This window comes from Pseudomonas sp. 32A (assembly GCF_052682255.1).
Map to the genome: position 1 here is coordinate 4,341,279 of NZ_JBQYLY010000001.1, position 20,088 is coordinate 4,361,366.

Annotated in this window: 17 protein-coding genes and 1 pseudogene; 10 read left to right on the forward strand and 8 right to left on the reverse strand. The window is 58.8% G+C overall.

The features are described from left to right. Positions 1-7: 7 nt before the first annotated feature. On the reverse strand, positions 8-772 hold the full coding sequence (locus ACUN0G_RS19955) for a methyl-accepting chemotaxis protein (RefSeq protein WP_375378943.1): 765 nt from the start codon (positions 770-772) through the stop codon (positions 8-10). Positions 773-865: 93 nt separating this feature from the next. Beyond that, positions 866-1,897: pseudogene (locus tag ACUN0G_RS19960) on the reverse strand (HAMP domain-containing protein); the annotation flags it as partial. 197 nt (positions 1,898-2,094) lie between these two features. On the opposite strand from ACUN0G_RS19960, the gene ACUN0G_RS19965 reads away from it, so the two are divergent. Further along, positions 2,095-3,573: a helicase HerA-like domain-containing protein gene (locus ACUN0G_RS19965; protein ID WP_076017730.1), complete on the forward strand. Its 1,479-nt coding sequence runs from the start codon at positions 2,095-2,097 to the stop codon at positions 3,571-3,573. Positions 3,574-3,695: 122 nt separating this feature from the next. Here the strand turns inward: ACUN0G_RS19965 and ACUN0G_RS19970 are convergent, their stop codons facing one another. Beyond that, positions 3,696-4,151: a DUF721 domain-containing protein gene (locus tag ACUN0G_RS19970; protein ID WP_026077754.1), complete on the reverse strand. Its 456-nt coding sequence runs from the start codon at positions 4,149-4,151 to the stop codon at positions 3,696-3,698. 305 nt (positions 4,152-4,456) lie between these two features. On the opposite strand from ACUN0G_RS19970, the gene secA reads away from it, so the two are divergent. The 3 genes from secA (at position 4,457) to ACUN0G_RS19985 (ending at position 9,628) form a co-directional block, all read left to right on the forward strand. After that, positions 4,457-7,192 carry a preprotein translocase subunit SecA gene (secA, locus tag ACUN0G_RS19975; RefSeq protein WP_258347431.1) on the forward strand — a complete coding sequence of 912 codons (2,736 nt, stop codon included), beginning with the start codon at positions 4,457-4,459 and terminating at the stop codon, positions 7,190-7,192. Positions 7,193-7,313: 121 nt separating this feature from the next. Next, positions 7,314-8,531 (forward strand): bifunctional glutamate N-acetyltransferase/amino-acid acetyltransferase ArgJ, encoded by a 1,218-nt coding sequence (argJ, locus tag ACUN0G_RS19980; protein WP_003209777.1) that lies wholly within the window; start codon positions 7,314-7,316, stop codon positions 8,529-8,531. Between the two features lie 152 nt (positions 8,532-8,683). Continuing rightward, on the forward strand, positions 8,684-9,628 hold the full coding sequence (locus tag ACUN0G_RS19985) for a Nudix family hydrolase (protein ID WP_017475665.1): 945 nt from the start codon (positions 8,684-8,686) through the stop codon (positions 9,626-9,628). Between the two features lie 137 nt (positions 9,629-9,765). On the opposite strand, the gene ACUN0G_RS19990 is transcribed toward ACUN0G_RS19985, so the two are convergent. Genes ACUN0G_RS19990 through ACUN0G_RS20000 form a run of 3 tightly spaced genes read right to left on the reverse strand, consistent with a single transcriptional unit; the run spans position 9,766 to position 13,347 of the window. After that, positions 9,766-10,344, reverse strand: a complete 579-nt coding sequence (locus ACUN0G_RS19990; RefSeq protein WP_063027599.1) for a cob(I)yrinic acid a,c-diamide adenosyltransferase — start codon at positions 10,342-10,344, stop codon at positions 9,766-9,768. 2 nt (positions 10,345-10,346) lie between these two features. Further along, positions 10,347-12,383 carry a sensor histidine kinase gene (locus tag ACUN0G_RS19995; RefSeq protein WP_258347426.1) on the reverse strand — a complete coding sequence of 679 codons (2,037 nt, stop codon included), beginning with the start codon at positions 12,381-12,383 and terminating at the stop codon, positions 10,347-10,349. 46 nt (positions 12,384-12,429) lie between these two features. After that, positions 12,430-13,347, reverse strand: a complete 918-nt coding sequence (locus ACUN0G_RS20000; protein WP_445574104.1) for a putative 2-dehydropantoate 2-reductase — start codon at positions 13,345-13,347, stop codon at positions 12,430-12,432. A 125-nt stretch (positions 13,348-13,472) separates the two neighbouring features. Here ACUN0G_RS20000 and ACUN0G_RS20005 point away from each other — a divergent pair, with 125 nt between their 5' ends. Beyond that, entirely contained in the window at positions 13,473-13,958 is a 486-nt protein-coding gene (locus ACUN0G_RS20005) for a YajQ family cyclic di-GMP-binding protein (protein ID WP_017475669.1), read from the forward strand. A gap of 135 nt (positions 13,959-14,093) precedes the next feature. Then, entirely contained in the window at positions 14,094-14,936 is an 843-nt protein-coding gene (locus ACUN0G_RS20010; protein ID WP_421524759.1) for a mechanosensitive ion channel family protein, read from the forward strand. 191 nt (positions 14,937-15,127) lie between these two features. Here ACUN0G_RS20010 and ACUN0G_RS20015 read toward each other — a convergent pair whose 3' ends face one another. Continuing rightward, on the reverse strand, positions 15,128-16,399 hold the full coding sequence (locus tag ACUN0G_RS20015) for an OprD family porin (protein ID WP_258347421.1): 1,272 nt from the start codon (positions 16,397-16,399) through the stop codon (positions 15,128-15,130). Between the two features lie 883 nt (positions 16,400-17,282). Between ACUN0G_RS20015 and ACUN0G_RS20020 the strand changes: the two genes are divergently transcribed. Beyond that, positions 17,283-17,708 (forward strand): HIT domain-containing protein, encoded by a 426-nt coding sequence (locus ACUN0G_RS20020; RefSeq protein WP_258347419.1) that lies wholly within the window; start codon positions 17,283-17,285, stop codon positions 17,706-17,708. A 3-nt stretch (positions 17,709-17,711) separates the two neighbouring features. Next, complete coding sequence (locus tag ACUN0G_RS20025; RefSeq protein WP_017475674.1) at positions 17,712-17,918, forward strand: SlyX family protein; 207 nt, start codon at positions 17,712-17,714, stop codon at positions 17,916-17,918. An 84-nt stretch (positions 17,919-18,002) separates the two neighbouring features. Here the strand turns inward: ACUN0G_RS20025 and ACUN0G_RS20030 are convergent, their stop codons facing one another. After that, the gene (locus ACUN0G_RS20030) at positions 18,003-18,605 is read right to left on the reverse strand and encodes a cold-shock protein (protein ID WP_003209798.1); all 603 of its coding nucleotides are present in this window, start codon (positions 18,603-18,605) and stop codon (positions 18,003-18,005) included. A gap of 428 nt (positions 18,606-19,033) precedes the next feature. Here ACUN0G_RS20030 and ACUN0G_RS20035 point away from each other — a divergent pair, with 428 nt between their 5' ends. Continuing rightward, positions 19,034-19,507, forward strand: coding sequence for a Dps family protein (locus tag ACUN0G_RS20035; RefSeq protein WP_003209800.1), 474 nt, complete (start codon positions 19,034-19,036; stop codon positions 19,505-19,507). Between the two features lie 213 nt (positions 19,508-19,720). Then, the gene (locus ACUN0G_RS20040; protein ID WP_445574105.1) at positions 19,721-20,074 is read left to right on the forward strand and encodes a ribbon-helix-helix domain-containing protein; all 354 of its coding nucleotides are present in this window, start codon (positions 19,721-19,723) and stop codon (positions 20,072-20,074) included. Positions 20,075-20,088: the final 14 nt, after the last annotated feature.

Genomic DNA, 20,088 nt, shown 5'->3' on the forward strand with positions numbered 1-20,088 from the left:
CGTTGAATCAGATCCGGAAACTGCCCACCAGTTGTTTCAAGCGCGCTGCCTGCTGTTCCAGGTCGGAACAGGCACGCAACGTCGATTGCAGGTTTTCCACACCTTCCTGATTGAGGGTGTTGATCTCGGTGATGTCCATGTTGATCGACTCCACCACCGAAGTCTGTTCCTCGGTAGCGGTGGCCACCGACTGGTTCATCCCGTCAATCTCGCCGATGCGCTGGGTCACGCTGTTCAGGCGCTCGCCCGCCAGGTTGGCGATTTCCACGCTGTCCTGACTGTGACGCTGGCTTTCACTCATGGTGCTGACTGAATCCCGCGCGCCCACTTGCAGCTCCTCGATCATCTTCTGCACCTGCTGCGCCGATTCCTGGGTGCGGTGTGCCAGGTTGCGCACTTCATCGGCCACCACCGCGAACCCGCGCCCGGCTTCCCCGGCCCGTGCGGCTTCAATCGCCGCGTTGAGGGCCAGCAAGTTGGTTTGCTGGGAAATGCTGGTGATCACTTCCAGGATCTGCCCGATGTTCACGGTCTTGCTGTTAAGCGCTTCGATGTTGGTGCTGGACGCGCTGATCATTTGCGACAACTGGGTCATCGCCTTGATATTGCGCTCGACAACTTGTTGACCGTCTTCGGCCAAGTGCCGCGCATCGCTGGCCTGATTAGAGGCCTGTGCGGCGTTGCGGGCGATTTCCTGAGCGGCTGCCCCCAGCTCGTTGATGGCGGCGGCGACGCTGTTAGTGCGGTTGGCCTGCTCGTCGGAATTGACCATCGAGGAGTTGGAGGCGCTGACCACCCGCAAGGCCACTTCATTGACGTGCTCAGTGGCCGAGGACACTTCGCGAATCGAGGTGTGTATCCGCTCCACGAAGCGATTGAACGCGGTACCGAGCACGCCGAATTCGTCATGGTTCTGGATGGTCAGGCGGCGGGTCAGGTCGCCTTCGCCGTCGGCGATGTCTTCCATGGCGCGGGTCATGACGTGCAATGGCTGCAGGAGGATGCGGATCAGCATGCCCAGCAGGGCGATGATTATGACCACCGCGATGATCGTGGCAATGATCGCCGAGGTGCGGAATTCGCTGAGCATGGCGAAGGATTTGTCTTTATCCACCGACAGGCCGAGGTACCAGTTCACCGAGGGCAGGCCCTTGATCGGGGTAAAGGTGACGATGCGGGTTTTGCCGTCGACGTCGATTTCACTGAAATCGCTGCTGATCTTCGGGGTGTTTTTTGGATAGACGTCGGCCAGGGTTTTCATCACCAGGCTTTTGTCCGGGTGCACCAGCACTTTGCCGTCGGCGCTGACCAGGAAGGCATAACCCATGCCGCCGAAGTTCAGGGCACCGATGTTGTCCACCAGGGTTTGCAGGCTCAGGTCGCCGCCCACCACGCCAACACTCTGCCCGGCCTTGCTGCTGGGAGTGGCAATGGAGATGATCAACTGGCCGGTGGCCGCATCAATGTAGGGTTCGGTCAGGGTTGAGCCGTTGCTGCCCTGTGCGCCCTTGTACCAGGGGCGTACACGCGGGTCGAAGCCGTCGGGCATCTTGGTGTCGGGGCGGATCACGAAACCGCCTTTGCTGTCGCCCAGGTACGTGGCCATGAACGAAGACGTCAGGGCTTTCTGTTCCAGCAGGCTCGCGACGTTAGTTGAATCCGGGTTGATGGCGATGTTCTGGGCGGCGCTTTCGATCAGCACAATGCGCCCGGTGAGCCAGGTCTGAATGTTGCTGGCGGTGACGTCGCCCATTTCATGCAGGTAGTTGTTCAGATCGTCGCGAATCGCATTGCGCTGCAAGTAGTCGTTGTAGAGGGTAAACAACGCAAAGGCGGCAATGACGATAAGAGCGGCGGCAAGCAGGATTTTATGGCTGAAACGCAGATTTTTATTCATGGCTTGTGGGGTCCGCTATGGTCTTAATATCCGATGCACGTCCTTTTGGGGCGCGCAAAATGGCTGCGTCAAAAAAAGTGTGATATTTCCATCTGCTCCTGCAGGAATTATCCGGCCCGTTTTTTCTAAGACTTCTTGGGTCTCTCGCTTTAACTGTATCGACCACGCCGTGCTAAAGATTAACCATGGGTGACAAAATGCCTGACTCCTCGCAACTCATTATTGGTGCAGACCTTCAAGGTCAGCCGATCGCCCAGTCGATGCGCCTGGCCAACCGCCACGGCCTGATCGCGGGTGCTACCGGTACTGGCAAAACCGTCACGTTGCAGCGTCTGGCGGAAGCCTTCAGCGATGCCGGCGTCGCGGTATTTGCCGCCGACATCAAGGGCGACCTGTGTGGCCTGGGCGCTGCGGCCAACCCTCAAGGCAAGGTCGCCGAGCGGATCGCCGGCATGCCTTTCCTTAATTACACGCCCAAGGCGTATCCGGTGACGTTGTGGGATATCCACGGCGAGTCCGGTCATCCGCTGCGTACCACCATGAGTGAAATGGGCCCGCTGTTGCTCGGTAGCCTGTTGGAACTCACCGACAGCCAGCAATCAGCGCTTTATGCAGCTTTTAAGGTGGCCGACCGCGAAGGCCTGCTGCTGCTGGATCTGAAGGACCTCAAGGCGTTGCTCAATCATTTGCGCTACCACCCGGAATTGCTGGGGGAAGACGCGGCCTTGATGACCACCGGTTCCAGCCAGGCGCTGTTGCGGCGCCTGGCTGTGCTGGAGCAGCAGGGCGCCGAAGCGTTGTTCGGCGAGCCGGCGTTGCAACTGGAAGATATCCTGCAGCCGGCCAGTGACGGCCGCGGGCGTATTCACCTGTTGGACGCCAGCCGCCTGGTGCATGAGGCACCGAAGGTGTACGCGACCTTCCTGCTCTGGCTGCTGGCTGAACTGTTCGAGCAATTGCCGGAGCGCGGTGATGCGGACAAGCCGCTGCTCGCGCTGTTTTTCGATGAGGCGCATCTGTTGTTCGCCGATACGCCAAAGGCCCTGCAGGATCGCCTGGAACAAGTGGTACGGCTGATTCGATCGAAAGGGGTCGGGGTGTATTTCGTCACCCAGTCTCCGGGGGATCTGCCAGACACCGTGCTCGCTCAGTTGGGCCTGCGCATCCAGCACGGGCTGCGGGCGTTCACTACCAAAGAACAGAAATCCCTGCGGGCCGTGGCCGATGGCTTCCGCCCCAACCCGGCGTTTGATGCGCTGGCGGTGCTGACCGAATTGGGTACGGGTGAGGCGCTGGTGGGAACGTTGCAGGAAAAGGGCACGCCTGAGGTAGTCCAACGCGTGCTGGTCGCGCCGCCGCAATCGCGGATCGGGCCGTTGAGCGAAGCCGAACGGGCGGCGTTGATTGCCGGTTCGCCGTTGCTGGGGCGCTATGACAAGCCGATTGACCGGGAGTCGGCGTACGAAGTCTTGATGGCGCGCAAGGACCTGGGGCCGCAAGAAGAGGCGACGCCCGCAGCTGAAGAGCCGAGCTTTACCGACAAGGCCGGTGCGTTTCTGGGGACTACGGCAGGCAAGGCACTGAAATCGGCGATGCAACAGGCGGCCAATCAGATGGGCCGGCAGTTGGTGCGCGGGTTACTCGGGTCGTTGTTGGGTGGCAGCAAACGTAAATAACGATGCGATCAAATGTGGGAGCGGGCTTGCTCGCGAAAGCGGTGGATCAGTCAATATATGCAGTGACTGACACGCCGCCTTCGCGAGCAAGCCCGCTCCCACATTTGGTTATGCGCCAGGTCTCAGGTTTTGGGTTTGGCGTGAGCGGCCAGCCGCTCCAGTGCCGCGCGTAAATTCGGGTCGGTAATCCCGTCGGCTGTTGCCTGAATGGTTTCGGCTGCAATCTCCGACAAGTCCATCGTATGCCCCACCGCACCTTGCGGAACGGTCGGCGGTTGTACTTTGAACTGGATGCGCGTCAGGCTGGTGAACTCATCGAAGGCCATCAATTGGCGCTGCAGCCGTTTTTGCTGATAGCGCAGGCGCGTCGCCCAATGGCCGTCGGTGACGATCAGCAGCAGATTGCCTTCGCGCCACGAGGCCACATGGCAGTGTTCGCGAGCGGCGGGTTGCAGTTGGCTTTCTACCAGGCGTTGCAGATGACCAAGGCGTTGCGCATGGCCGAAGATGGCTTTTAAAGGCTTGGCTTCGCGAAGCAACACGGCGGGAGCTCGGGCCGTAAGAGGGCGAAATGCCATGACTAGACACCTTAAGTAACAGAGAGGCCATGGTAGCAGAAAGCGTCTGCGACACCGCCGCCATTGCATTACCGGCAGTTTATCCATTAAATCAACGAGTAACTTATTACCCGAATGGGTTGAAGTTCAGCAAAAAGCCCTTATTTTAAACAAGCCCTCTGAGAGCGCCGTGCCTGCATCGTGGAATAACGCCACTTTCCTCACCCACGTTTCCGGGTAGAATGCTCGTTCGCATGCGGCCGTGAGGGCTGCTCGGGCGACTCACGGGGCGCCCTCCATCCCTATGTGTGGAAGAACCTGCCGATATGTTTGCGCCTTTGTTAAAGAAACTTTTTGGAAGCAAGAATGAGCGCGAAGTCAAACGCATGCTCAAGACGGTGCAGCTGGTTAATGCCTTCGAAGAGCAGATGGTTGCCCTTTCGGACGAGCAATTGCGCGCCAAGACCGAAGAGTTCAAGGCCCGCATAGCCAAAGGTGAAACCCTCGACAAGCTGCTTCCCGAAGCCTTTGCGGTCGCCCGTGAAGCCGGTAAGCGTGTCATGGGCATGCGCCACTTCGACGTTCAGTTGATCGGCGGCATGACCTTGCATGAAGGCATGATTGCCGAAATGCGTACCGGTGAAGGCAAGACCCTGGTAGCTACCCTGGGCGTTTACCTCAACGCATTGTCCGGCAAGGGCGTGCACGTTGTGACGGTGAACGACTACCTGGCCCGCCGGGATGCCAACTGGATGCGTCCGCTGTATGAATTCCTCGGCCTGACGGTCGGCGTTGTTACGCCGTTCCAGCCGCCGGAAGAGAAGCGCGCCGCCTACGCTGCCGACATCACCTACGGTACCAACAACGAATTCGGTTTCGACTACCTGCGCGACAACATGGCGTTCAGCATGGAAGAAAAATTCCAGCGCGAACTCAATTTTGCCGTGATCGACGAAGTCGACTCCATCCTGATCGACGAAGCCCGTACCCCGCTGATCATTTCCGGTCAGGCCGAGGACAGCTCGCGCCTGTACACCGAAATCAACAAGCTGATCCCGCGCCTTGAGCAACACATCGAGGAAGTGGAAGGCGTGGTGACCAAAGAAGGTCACTTCACCATCGACGAGAAGACCCGCCAGGTCGAACTCAACGAAGCCGGTCACCAGTTCGTCGAAGACATGCTGACCCAGATCGGCCTGCTGGCTGAAGGCGAGAGCCTGTACTCGGCGCACAACCTGGGCCTGTTGACCCACGTGTATGCGGGCCTGCGTGCTCACAAGCTGTTCCATCGCAACGTTGAATACATCGTGCAGGACGGTCAGGTCGTACTGGTCGACGAACACACCGGTCGTACCATGCCGGGTCGCCGTTTGTCGGAAGGCCTGCACCAGGCGATCGAAGCCAAGGAAGCCCTGAACATTCAGGCTGAAAGCCAGACCCTGGCCTCGACCACCTTCCAGAACTACTTCCGTCTGTACAACAAGCTGTCCGGCATGACCGGTACAGCCGATACCGAAGCGTTCGAATTCCACCAGATCTACGGTCTGTCGGTGATGGTTATCCCGCCGAACAAGCCGCTGGCGCGTAAAGACTTCAACGACCTGGTGTTCCTGACCGCCGACGAGAAATACGCTGCAATCGTCGCCGACATCAAGGAATGCATGGCCCAGGGGCGTCCGGTGCTGGTGGGTACTGCCACCATCGAAACTTCCGAGCACATGTCCAGCTTGCTGGCCAAGGAAGGCATCGAGCACAAGGTCCTCAACGCCAAGTTCCACGAAAAAGAAGCCGAGATCATTGCCCAGGCCGGTCGCCCGGGCGCACTGACCATCGCCACCAACATGGCCGGTCGTGGTACCGACATCCTGTTGGGCGGTAACTGGGAAGTGGAAGTCGCCTCCCTGGACAACCCGACCCCAGAGCAGATCGCGCAGATCAAGGCCGACTGGCAGAAGCGTCACCAGCAAGTGCTGGAGTCCGGCGGCTTGCAGGTGATCGCGTCCGAGCGTCACGAATCGCGCCGTATCGACAACCAGTTGCGTGGTCGTGCCGGTCGTCAGGGTGACGCCGGTTCCAGCCGTTTCTACCTGTCCCTGGAAGACAGCCTGATGCGTATCTTCGCCTCGGACCGGGTGAAGAACTTCATGAAAGCCCTGGGCATGCAGTCCGGTGAAGCGATTGAGCACCGCATGGTGACCAATGCCATCGAGAAGGCACAGCGCAAGGTAGAAGGCCGTAACTTCGACATTCGTAAGCAACTGCTCGAGTTCGATGACGTCAACAACGAACAGCGTAAAGTGATTTATCACATGCGTAACAGTTTGTTGGCTGCCACCAACATCGGCGAGACCATTGCCGATTTCCGCCAGGATGTGCTCAACGCCACCGTCAGCGCACACATTCCGCCACAGTCCCTGCCTGAGCAGTGGGATGTTGCCGGTCTGGAAGCCGCGTTGAAGAGCGACTTCGGTGTCGATTTGCCGGTCCAGCAATGGCTCGACGATGACGACCACCTGTACGAAGAAACCCTGCGCGAGAAGCTCATGACCGAGCTGCTGGCCGCGTACAACGAAAAAGAAGAGCAGGCGAGTGCCGAAGCACTGCGCACCTTCGAGAAGCAAATCGTACTGCGCGTGCTGGACGACCTGTGGAAAGACCACCTGTCGACCATGGATCACCTGCGTCACGGCATCCACTTGCGCGGCTACGCCCAGAAGAACCCGAAGCAGGAGTACAAGCGCGAGTCGTTCACGCTGTTCTCCGAGCTGCTGGATTCGATCAAGCGCGATTCGATTCGTGTGCTGTCCCACGTTCAGGTGCGTCGCGAAGACCCGATCGAGGAAGAAGCCCGCCTGCGTCAGGAAGCCGAGGCACTGGCTGCGCGCATGCAGTTCCAGCACGACGAAGCACCGGGTCTTGAAGCTCCGGAAGTCTTGGGTGAGGAGGTCGATGTGGCCTTGGCCCAGGCGCCAGTGCGCAATGAGCAGAAGCTGGGTCGCAACGAGCTGTGCTGGTGCGGTTCGGGCAAGAAGTTCAAACACTGCCACGGCGAAATCAACTAAGATTTTCGCCTGACGCTGCAACACCCCGCGCCGCGACCGGCATCAGCCGTCGCGGCGTTTTGCCATTTTGTCACCGTCGATAACGACGGAATACACATCCACTATTGTTAGGAGCGCATTCATGGCTGTTGGTCTTGGTCCTTTGCCCACGTTGCACCCGGTTGCCGGTTTTGAACTTGGTATCGCTTCGGCCGGCATCAAACGCCCGGGGCGCAAGGATGTGGTGGTGATGCGCTGTGCCGAAGGCTCGACCGTCGCGGGTGTGTTCACCCTGAACGCGTTCTGCGCGGCTCCGGTGATTCTGGCCAAGCAGCGGGTTGAAGGCCCGGTGCGCTACCTGCTGACCAACACCGGCAATGCCAACGCCGGCACTGGCGAGCCTGGCCTGGCTGCCGCTGCCCGCACTTGCGCCAAATTGGCGGAGCTGACCGGCGTAGATGCCAGCCAAGTGCTGCCGTACTCCACCGGCGTGATCGGTGAGCCGTTGCCGGTCGAGAAAATCGAAGGCGCGTTGCAAGCCGCACTGGATGACTTGTCGGTGGATAACTGGGCGGCTGCGGCCACCGGCATCATGACTACCGACACCCTGCCCAAAGGCGCGAGCCGCCAGTTCGTGCACGAAGGCGTCACCGTCACCGTTACCGGCATCAGCAAAGGTGCCGGCATGATTCGCCCGAACATGGCGACCATGCTTGGCTACATTGCCACCGACGCCAAAGTCTCCCGCGATGTGCTGCAAAACCTGATGCTCGACGGTGCCAACAAGTCGTTCAACCGCATCACCATCGACGGCGATACCTCGACCAACGACTGCTGCATGTTGATCGCCACCGGCCAGGCCGACCTGCCGGAAATTACCTCGTCCAACGGCGCGTATTTCGCAGCCTTGAAGCAGGCGGTGTTCGAAGTGTGCATGGACGTGGCCCAGGCCATCGTGCGTGACGGCGAAGGCGCTACCAAGTTTGTGACGGTTGAAGTCAACGGTGGCGGCAACCATCAGGAATGCCTGGATGTGGGCTACACCGTGGCCCACTCGCCGTTGATCAAGACCGCGCTGTTTGCCTCCGACCCGAACTGGGGCCGTATCCTGGCTGCGGTAGGTCGTGCCGGTGTGCCGAACCTGGATGTGAGCAAGATCGACGTATTCCTTGGCGAGGTGTGCATCGCCAGCCGTGGCGCCCGTGCCGAAACGTACACCGAGGCCCAGGGTTCTGCGGTGATGCAGCAGGAAGAAATCACCATCCGTATCGAATTGGGCCGCGGTGAGTGCAGCGAAACCATCTGGACCACCGACCTGTCCCACGAGTACGTGAAGATCAACGCGGAATACCGCACCTGATATGCAGGTATGGCAGGTGTCATTGTAGGAGCGAGCTTGCTCGCGAAAAACCAGAGGGCGCCCCGCTGAGTCAGGAAGCCCGCGTTATCGTTAACGACCTTCGCGAGCCAGCTCGCTCCTACAGGTGGATTTACGTTTAGAGGAACAATGCGGTGAAACGAGTTCATGTAGCAGCAGCGGTCATCCGGGGTGTCGACGGCAGGATTCTGCTGGCGCGCCGCGCCGATACCCAGCATCAGGGCGGCCTCTGGGAGTTTCCGGGTGGCAAGGTGGAGGCCGATGAGTCGGTTGCTACCGCGCTGTCCCGTGAATTGCAGGAAGAGTTGGGCATCCAGGTGACGGCGGCTCGTCCGTTGATCAAGGTGCAGCATGATTACCCGGACAAGCAGGTGTTGCTGGATGTCTGGGAAGTCTCGGCCTTTACCGGCGAACCTCACGGTGCCGAAGGGCAACCCCTTGAGTGGGTGGCCCAACGGGACCTGCCTAACTATGAGTTTCCGGCGGCCAACGCGCCGATCGTAGCGGCAGCGCGTTTGCCGGCTGAATACCTGATCACTCCGGGTGAGCTGGAAACGCCGACACTGCTGCGCGGGATTCAAAAGGCCATCGCAGGCGGCATCAAGCTGGTTCAGTTGCGTGCCCCCAACGGTTACGACCCCAAGTATCGCGACCTGGCGGTGGACGCCGTGGGCCTGTGTGCGGGCAAGGCTCAGCTTATGCTGAAAGGGCCGTTTGAATGGCTGGGGGATTTTCCCGCAGCCGGCTGGCACATGACCTCGGCGCAACTGCGCAAATACGCGAGCAAGGGGCGACCTTTGCCGAAGGATCGCTGGTTGGCGGCGTCTTGCCACAATGCTGAGGAATTAGCCTTGGCGGAGTTGATGGACGTGGATTTCGTCACTTTGTCACCGGTGCAGCCGACCCAGACTCACCCTGATGCCCAGCCATTGGGTTGGGAGCAGGCGCAGCAGTTGATCAGTGGTTTCAGCAAACCGGTGTTCTTGCTCGGTGGGGTTGGCCCTGCTGAGCGGGAAAAGGCCTGGGAAGCCGGGGCTCAAGGTGTGGCGGGGATTCGGGCGTTCTGGCCTGAGGTGTAAGGACCAGGCTGGTGAGCTTGTTGTGGCGAGGGAGCTTGCTCCCGCTGGAGTGCGCAGCGCTCCCGCTTTTTTGGGGCCGCTACGCAGCCCAGCGGGAGCAAGCTCCCTCGCCACAGGTTGCAATCGGTCAGTAAGTATCAGTGCGGCTTTGCCGCCGCCTGCCACAAAATCTCTGCAACGCCCTGACGCTTGGCGATCACCCTGGCAGCCACAAACAGCAAGTCCGACAGCCGGTTGATATACGCCAGCCCCACGCCTTCCAGCGGTTCCACCGCATTCAGGTGCTGACACCGACGCTCCGCACTGCGGGCCAGGCTGCGGCACACATGAGCCTGGGCAATCAACGCCGAACCACCCGGCAGAATGAAGTTCTCCAGCGGCCCGACCTCTTCATTCCAGCGATCGATGGCCGCTTCAAGCCGGTCGACTTCCGCCGCATTCAGCGCCTTGTACACCGGCATCGCCAACTCGCCGCCCAGGTCAAACAGTCGATGCTGGCAAGGCGTCAGCACCTCGATCACATCCTTCAACGCAGGATGCTGCCCGCTCTGTTCCTCAAGACCCGCCAACAACAAACCCAGCTGGCTGTTCAACGCATCGACTTCGCCAATCGCCTCAACCCGTGGATGGTCCTTGGGCACGCGGCGGCCATCGCCCAGGCCGGTTTCGCCCTTGTCGCCGGTTCGGGTGTAAATCTTCGACAGGCGAAAGCCCATGGTTAGCGCTCCAGTTGAGTGAGTTCGTTAGGGGGCAATTGGCTGCCCGCCAAAGGTAATCGCAGGGTGAAGCAGGTGCCTTGGCCGAGGGTCGATTGGACTTCCATCTGGCCCTTGTGATTGTTGGTGATGATGAAATACGAAACCGACAGGCCAAGCCCGGTGCCCTGGCCGATCTCCTTGGTGGTGAAGAACGGCTCAAATGTGCGTTTGCGCACGTTCTCGCTCATGCCGATGCCGTTGTCTTCCACCTGGATCTCCGCCCACGGCGGGTTGAGCCGGGTACGCAGGATGATACGGCCTGGTTCGCTGTCATTTTCGCGCTGGTGAATCGCCTGTGCGGCGTTTTTCAGCAGGTTGAGCAGCACTTGTTCGAGTTCGTTGGCGGTGCCGGGGACCGGGCCCAGTTGTGGGTCGAACTGGCGGATGATCGCCTGGCCCTTGAAGTCGAAACCGACGATGAGGTCGAAGTCGTTGCCGGCGATTTCCACGGCCTGGTCGATCAAGGCCGGCAAGTCGCAGGGCGCCATCTGGCGGTTGCTGCGGCGGCTGAAGCTGAGCATGTGGGTGACAATTTTTGCCGCCCGGGCTCCCGCCTGCTGGATGCCGTCGAGCAATTGCGGCACTTCGCGGCTTTGCAGGTAGCGGTTGACCATGTCCAGGTCGATGCCCACCTGTTCGGCATGCTCGAGGTTTTTCGGCAGTTCGTTGGACAGCCGGCGGCGGATGTTCTGCACGTTATGCAGGATTGCCCCCAGCGGGTTGTTGATTTCGTGGGCCATGCCGGCGGCCAGGCCGCCGACCGAGAGCATCTTCTCTGACTGCACCATCATTTCTTCCAGGGACAGGCGCTGGGTGATGTCGTCGATCCGGATCACCACGCCGCGCCCGGCACCGCCCATCAGCGGGTAGAAAGTCAGGGCGTAGTGCTTGGCTTCGTCATCCTTGATCCAGGTGACCCGCTCAATCCGCTCCACGGTGTGTTGCTCCACCGTGGCCTTGATTTGCGGCAGGAACGGCTTGAGCGGCTGGAAGGCAAGGTAGATCGGCTGGTTCAACGCCTCGTCCAGGCGGGTGCCGGAAAGCGCAGTGGCTTCCTGGTTCCATTGGGTGACGTAGAGCTGCTCGTCGAGGGCGATCAGCGCCGAGGGCATCGAGTCGATGATGCTGTTGAGGTAATTCTGGAAGCCGGTGAGCTTTTTCTCGATCTTGCTGCGCACTTGGACTTCCAGCTCCAGCTTGCGGTTGGTATGGCGGGTTTCTTCCGCCAGGCCCTGGGCTTGATCGTAGGCGGCCTGGGAATCGTCCCGGGCGCGCTTGAGCTGCTGCTCGCGGGCTTCGATGCGCGAAAGCATGGTGTTGAAGGCTTCGGCGAGGCTACCGATTTCATCGTGGTTGCCACGGCCGGCGCGCAGGGCGTAGTTCTCTTCCCGGGTTACCTGGCGCGACAATTCTTCCAGTTCATGGATTGGTCGGGTGATCAGGCGTTTGATCTGCCGTGCAATCAGCAGCCATAGCAGCACGCTGAAAATCAGGATGCCCAGGCTGGCGGTGAAGGTCCCGGTGTAAAAGGCCACGGGCAGTTCGCTGCTGGCCACCAGCAACAAATGCCCGGACGGTTGGCCGGCCCGGGGAAGGGTGATCACCTGGTTGCTGCGAAACTCGGTGGCGCGCCAGGTTTCAATATCCCGGTAATTGTCTGGCAGGTGCAGGCGATTGGGATGTTGCAGCTGGGCCAGGCGCGTGCCTTCGCCGTCATATAAGGCTGCGGCCCGCAAGGGTGAGTAGCTGGTCAGTTCATCCAGCAGGGTTTGCGCCTTGAGCGGTGAGTCCAGGGACTCGGCGGCGAGCGAGGGGTTGGACACCAGCCGGCCGATGGCCTGCAAGGCCTGGGGTGCCATGCTTTCCTGGGAGATCCAGTAGGCGGCGCTGATAAAGGTCAGGTTGGCCACCAGCAAGACGGTGGTCAACAAAACCAGCAGGGCCGCCAGCAGTTTTTGCCCAACCGGTAGATTTTCGAGACGCTGGCGCAGTGGCATCAAGGTTTTCGCTGCAAAGGAACAGGCAGGCAGGGTAGCGCGTGCTTCAGTCGCTGGGCAATCCGCGTGCAGACAGTCGCTGTACCAGGCGCGCCTGGAGTTGTTGCAGGTGCGGCAAGGTCAGTTGGTGGCGTGCGGCCGCTTGGCAGGCGTAGCCCAGCAAATAGCTGATTTCGGTGCGTCGGGAACTGGCCACGTCCTGGTACATCGACGAGTAATTGGCTGCCGTGGCCTGGATCACCCGTTCCACTTCGCTCTGCAGGTCCTGCGCGGCAGCGGGTTGGCCGAAGCATTCCAGCAGGTCGGCGAGTTCGGCGCACAAGGTGGCCACTTCGCACTGATGGGCTTGCAGCTCGCCATTGCGGCATTCGTAGAGCACGGTCAGCGGGTTGATGGCGCAGTTCAAAGCCAGTTTGCGCCACAGGCGGGTAAGGATGTCGGTGCTCCATTCATGGGGAATGCCGGCGGCTTGCAGGTCATCCAGCCACGGCGGCGGGGTAGGGTGGCTCGCATCTCCCAGCCAGGTGTAGCCATGGCCGGCAAACACGACCCGCCAGTCGCTTTCGCGAAACGCGCCTTCGGTGCTGGAGGCGAAGATGCAGCGTGCCTGGGGCAGTTGGGCGGCGACGGCGTCCTGGCTGCCCAGGCCGTTTTGCAGCAGGATCAGTTCGGCGTCCGGCGCCAGTCGATGTTCAAGCTGTGCGACGGCTTTCTGGGCGTCGTAGGCCTTGCACGCCACCAGCAGGCGATGAATCGGCCCTGGGCTGTCGGATGTTTCGCCGACGACCGGGTAAGTGTGGGCCACGCCTTGCTCAACCAGGGTCAGGCCCTCGGCGGCCTGATAACTGGCCAGCCGCGTGTGGTCCCGCAGGATCAGGCGCACGGGCAACCCGGCGCGGGCCAGGCGGGCAGCCCACAATGTTCCGAGGCTGCCAGCGCCGAGGACATGCCAGGTGGTCGACATCAGTTTTTACTCCGTAAGGCTGCCCGCAGTGAACGAGGCGAAAGAACCGCTATAATGCCCGGGCATTTTAGCCTGGGCGTGCTCCATCTCTACTGAGCCGCGCCCCTTTTTATTGGAGAAATTACATGCCGTCGTTCGACGTGGTATCCGAACTGGACAAACACGAAGTCACCAACGCCGTCGAGAACGCCGTCAAGGAGCTGGATCGTCGCTATGACTTGAAGGGCAAGGGCAGCTTCGAGTTCAAGGAAAAGGAGCTGACCGTCAACCTGACCGCAGAAGCCGATTTCCAGCTGGAAGCGATGATTGAGATCCTCAAGCTGTCGCTGGTCAAGCGCAAGATCGATGCGCAGTGCCTTGAAATCAAGGATGCGTATGCTTCCGGCAAGCTGATGAAGCAGGAAGCCGTGCTCAAGGAAGGCATCGACAAGGAGCTGGCGAAGAAAATCGTCGCTCACGTCAAGGACGCCAAGCTCAAGGTCCAGGCCTCGATTCAAGGTGAACAGGTGCGTATCACCGGCAAGAAGCGTGACGACTTGCAAGAGGCCATTGCTGCCCTGCGTGCCAAGACCTTCGACATGCCGCTGCAGTTCAACAACTTCCGCGACTGATAGCACGTTGGGGAACCTGTGGGCGTTTTTGACGTCCCACGCCCCAGAACCTGCGCCCACCATTGAGCCCTACGGGGCTCAATTGTATTCAGGGCCAATCAATAGGCCGAGCATCCGGTAAACAGGAGAATGTAGATGGATTTGAACGCTGAAGTGGATCACTTGATCAAGAGCTCGGAGTCGTGGTTACCGATGATCATGGAATACGGCAGCCGATTTTTGCTGGCCGTGGTCACCCTGGCCATCGGTTGGTGGCTGATCAACGTCTTGACCCACCGAGTCGGGCGTTTGCTGGCACTGCGTAATGCTGACCTGGCGCTGCAACACTTCATTACCAGCCTTGCGAACATTGCGCTCAAGGTCATGCTGGTGGTTAACGTGGCCTCGATGATCGGCGTCGCAACCACATCGTTCGTTGCCGCGATTGGTGCCGCTACCCTGGCCATCGGTCTGGCCTTGCAAGGCAGCCTGGCGAATTTCGCCGGCGGCGTGCTGATTCTGTTGTTCCGCCCGTTCCGCATTGGCGACTGGATCGAAGCCCAGGGCACTTCCGGTACCGTCGACAGCATCCAGATCTTTCACACCGTGTTGCGCACCGGCGACAACAAGACGGTGATCATCCCGAACGGCAGCCTGTCCAACGGCCTCATCACCAACACCAACCGTCAGCCGACCCGTAAAGTGGTATTTGATGTGGGTGTCGACTATGAAGCCGACCTGCAGAAGGCCCGCGAAGTGCTGCTGGAACTGGCCAAGGATCCACGGGTACTGGCTGATCCTGCGCCGGCTGCCGTGATTTCCACCTTGGGCGATAGTTCGATCACTGTATCCCTGCGAGTCTGGACCAAGACTGCGGATTATTGGGATGTGATGTTTATGTTCAACGAACTGGCACGTGACCGTTTGAAAGCGGCGGGAATTGATATTCCATTTCCGCAGCGGGTGATTCGCGTCATGCAGGAAAGTGCTACGAAGTAATAACGTGACTGGATGATTAAACCTGGCCAATGTGTCAGGTTTGTTACGCAGCATTAAACTAGATAGCTAGCTTGCTAGTTATCCGGTTGTTGAGATTAAGTGGCAATAAAAAAGCCGCTCACTTGCGAACAAGTGAGCGGCTTTTTAGTTAGGGCCGAGGCCCTAAGTCATCGTTGTAATCAAACTGCCAATTACAAGATGTTCAGCGGGTATTGCGCGATCAGACGCAGTTCGTCGATCGACGCCGAACCGTAGTACACACCATCGCTGGAGCGATAAGTGGCTTGACGTACACGCAGGCTCAGGTCTTTAGCCGGGCCGCTCTGGATCACGTACTTGGCTTCGATGTCACGTTCCCACTCTTTGCCGTTCGAAGTGTCGGCGGTGTTGGCGCCGGTACCTTTAACGTAGCGAGTCATGAAGCTCAGGCCTGGCACGCCAAACGTGGCCATGTTCAGGTCGTAGCGAGCCTGGAAGGACTTCTCGTCTTCAGCGTTGAAGTCGGAACGAGCGATGGAGTTGGCCAGGAAGATCGTGCCGCCGCCGTCTACGCCGTAACCGTAGTCACCGTCACCGCTAACCTTCTGGTAGGCCAGGGTAAAGGTGTGAGCCTGGATGGTGTACGCGCCTTGCAAGCTGTAGGCACGGTTATCCAGTTTGGTGGTGCCGTCCTTTTCAGCCCGTTGCAGGCCAGCGCCATCACTTTTGGTGCTGTAGATGTTGAAGTCGACCGCCAGGGACTGTTCATTGCTAAGCGCATGAGTCCAGTTCAGGTTGGCGTAGGTTTTCTTCCAGTAGTCTTCGGTCTTCGCGTAGTAGAGGCTGGCGCTGACTTCTGGAGTGAGGGCGTAGACGCCACCGATGAAGTCAGTTTTTGTCAGGCCCAGGCTGTCGCGGTAGGTCTGGGCTTGCGCCACGCTCGAGGTGAAGTGACCGCCTTCGAGTTTCAGGCCCTTGATCTCGTTGCTGGTCAGCGAGATACCCTGTGGCAATTCAGGCAGCAGGCGGCTGTCATCGGAAGCGAATACAGGTGCGGTGGTGTACTGGTCGCCGACTTTCAGGACCGTATCGGAGATACGGAACTTAACGGCGCCGCCGCCTTTGGAGTAATCATCCTGAGAGCGACCGTCGGAGCCCGTTGGAAACAGGCCAGTACCGGAACGACCCTTGCCGCTGTCCAGTTTGACGCCCAACAGACCGATGACGTCGACACCCACACCGATGGTGCCTTGGGTGAAGCCCGACTGGTACAGGCCGTTGAAGCCCAGACCGGTTTCGTTGACGCGGCTTTTGCCGGTGTCGTTGTTACGGAAGTCGCGGCCAAAGTTCAGGAGGCGAGTGTTGATGCTGAAAGTACTGTCTTCAACAAAGCCCTTGGAGTCGTCCTGAGAGGACGCCATTGCGAACTGCGAGGTGCCTGCTGAAACAGCCAGGGCGATCATGCTCCACTTCATCACGCGCATCGTGATTTGCTCCTTTGGTTTTAGGAAGAGTACTGCCGTCCCACCTATATTTTTGTCTGGGCGGCTCTTTCTTTTTTGTGTCGGCGCAAAGTTATATCACGCAGACATTATTGACGATACTTGCACATCTATCCTTTCAGCTTCTTTACGGGCCTGTCGTAAATTGCTAGCTCCATGTCGCAAATTCACAGTCCGTTTGGAACCGGACTGACAACTTCAATACTGTTTAAAAGCGTTGAGTCGGGTAAGGAATATCCCTTCTCAAAGTTTTAACTCTTCCTTGAAAAAGCATTGAACCGCTGTTGTTTTCCGTCGCGAAACACCTGCTTCCTGCCGGTGCGGTTGTCGACGATAGAACGGTGAATGCAACAAGCGTGCACAAACCGGAAACCGAATGTGATTTTTTCGTGAAAATTGTCAACGCGGTGTAAAAACCGCATAAGCACGGGCTTTTTACGCCGTTTGGTTTGGCCTTGACGCGCCTGCTGTGCTCCTGTTCGGTGGTGTATAAAACCTGCACCCGAGCAAAACGTTACCGGTTCACCCCGTTCGGTGGGTAGTCGGCGGATCCCTTTGAAGCACAAATGGGTCATTTTGGTGCAATTGTTCCCGCTCTGCTTTTTTGCCCCAGGCTACTGTTCTTATCCTGAGAGCCCTCTGGCTCAAGGTCTTTAAGCGTGTCCCACGTCCCGACTTTGACTGGGATTGGATGCATTGGTCATTTAGCGTAGCTGAAATATTGGCCTGTCTCGAAATGGTGCGCTTTTTTTCGTGGCGTCCTGTTTGGGCGCGTATCTGACCAGAAGCATTCGCCGTGAAGCGCCCGGCATTCGCAGGTATGCTGGGCGCCTGAAACCTGACCCGCCGAACGGGAGTGACTGCTGTGTTCGCCTTAGATCCACGTCTTCAACAAGACACCTTGCCCATCGGGGATTTCCCCCTGTGCCGGCTGCTGCTGTCCAATGATTCGAATTACCCTTGGTTCATCCTGGTGCCGCGCATTGACGGTATCAGCGAAGTGTTTCAGCTGGATGTCGCTGACCAGCAGCGGGTATGGCAGGAAAGCACGGCGCTGGCCCAGCTATTAAATGAAGGGTTTGGCGCCGACAAAATGAATATCGGTGCGCTGGGTAATGTGGTCAGCCAACTGCACGTGCATGTGATCGTGCGCAAGCGCGATGACGCCGCCTGGCCGGCGCCGGTGTGGGGCAAGCATCCGGCGAAGCCATACAGCGACGAGCAGGCGGCGGCGATTCGTGCACGCCTGCGCGAGATTCTGCCGGCTGACTTCACGTTCCTGGAGGCTTGAACCATGGACCTTCAAGACCGTGTGACCGACCTGGAAAGCCGCCTGGCCTTTCAGGACGACACCATTGAGACCCTCAATGACATCCTGGTCACCCAGCAGCGGGCGGTTGAACGCCTGCAAATGCAGATGACTGCATTGCTCAAGCGCCAGGAAGAAATGGGCGGCCAGTTCGAGTCGTCCGAGGAAGAGGCGCCGCCGCCTCACTATTAACGAGGCGGGGGTGAATCCCCAGGCATAAAAAAACCGCGATGCAGCCAGGCTGCTTCGCGGTTTTTTTGTTTCGGGGTGCTGGAATCAGCGACGCGGCAACGCCGCGATCACATCTTCGGCTTGCAGGCCCTTGTCACGATTCATTACGGAGAACTCCACGCGCTGGCCTTCCACCAGGACGCGATGGCCTTCGCCGCGAATCGCCCGGAAGTGGACGAAGATATCGTCGCCCGAATCCCGGGAAATAAAGCCGAAGCCCTTGGAGGTGTTGAACCACTTCACGGTACCGGTATCCCGGTTGGTCATGTCGTAGCTTTGCGACGCAGCGGCCGGCGAGGAACGGTAAAAACTGATGGCCAGATGAAGGACGATGGCGACCAGTGCGATTGCCAGGCTGAGCAGGACGGCCGGGTGGCCACCGACTTCAGGCATTGGTGCCAGCAGGGTGAGGGTTTGCACGACAACAGCCAGAACCAGCAAGGCGCTGACCAGGTTTTGCAGTTGATGACGCGGGCCTTTGTTCCAGTAAGGAATGACTGGAGCCAGTGTCAGGTTAAGAAGACCAAAAAAGGTCAGGTAGAGAGCGTCAGGTTGTTGCAGGTAAGGCAGGGTTTCTGATCGCAGGCTGGGGATAAAGGACAGCAGCAAAGCTGCAGCGCCCGTTAGCAGGTGGACGATTTTCAACATTTTGATTAACTCACGTTAAGACGGATCACGAGGAAGAGCTGACTGGCACGGTTCGCTTCTGAACAATGGGAGGCGTTGGACACGTACACGGGTATCAGCCTATGTCGCTTGCCGCAAACAAAAACGGCGGCGACACGCTGCCTATTTAACAGCAAAGCCTGTGCCTACTCAAATCAAGCATTTCGGGCTGTTGCGAGGCATGCGGCATTTCTGCGTCAAACGCTTGTCCTAGACAGGTGCGGGCTTTTTCTCCCGCGGCGGATAATTTTTTCGGCAGGGCTTGAAGCTTCGCCTGCCGTGCAAACCCGCTTTGCGAGGGGCGATTTGCCGCACCTCTATAGGGTCAGCCAGGCTGCGCAAGGCCGGCACTCTTGCTAGAGTGGTCCTGCACCTGATCAATGAATGTTCATCAATTGAAGGGGAAACACATGGCAATCGATATTGGTATCAGTGAAGAAGACCGTAAATCAATCGTTGACGGACTTTCGCGCCTGCTTTCCGATACCTATGTACTTTACCTGAAGACCCACAACTTCCATTGGAACGTAACGGGCCCGATGTTTCGCACACTGCACTTGATGTTTGAAGAGCAGTACAACGAACTGGCGCTGGCGGTGGATTCAATTGCAGAGCGTATTCGCGCCCTGGGTTTTCCTGCGCCGGGTGCTTATTCGGTGTACGCACGACTTTCTTCCATCAAGGAAGAAGAAGGTGTGCCGAGCGCTGAAGACATGATCAAGCAATTGGTCGAAGGCCAGGAAGCGGTTACCCGCACGGCCCGGGGCATCTTCCCGTTGCTGGATAAAGTCAGCGATGAACCCACTGCGGACTTGCTGACTCAGCGTATGCAAGTTCATGAAAAGACCGCGTGGATGTTGCGTTCCCTGCTCGAAAACAAGTAATGCCGGTGGCGGGTGGGCGTCGAGCTGACGCCCCTCGCGTGCCTGTTTTTCGGCGATTTTCCTGACCCCGCGAGCTTCCTGATACACGCGTTGGCTTGTCCTACGGCGATCGGCTCCCTGTCTTCTGGCTGCACTTGTCTTCTTGATGTTTTATAGCTCAACGGCCAACGACAACACTGATGAGTGGCCGTCAGGCAATGGAGTGTCAAGTGTATGTCACGCGGAGCAGGTAATGGAGTTATGGAAACGTGCGGGTTGCACAAGATAAAGGTAGATCCGTTTGCCAAAGGGTTCGATATGACCTTGGCGAGGCCATTGTCCCGATCCGTTCGGCTTAATGGTTTTTCGACGTGTTTGCGACTCGAAGAGGTCTATTGGAATATCCTCGCGGAAATAGCCCGGATCAATACATGTTCGGTCAGTGCGTTGCTGTCTTACGTGGACCGTGAAGTGCACTTGCGTTATGGCGGTGTAAAGAACTTCAGTGGTCTGGTCAGGGTGGTTTGCGTGGTTCATGTATTGAAAGGACGCCTCGACGCGCCGGGTGTCCACCCGGACCTGGCATGATCCTTATGCCAGCC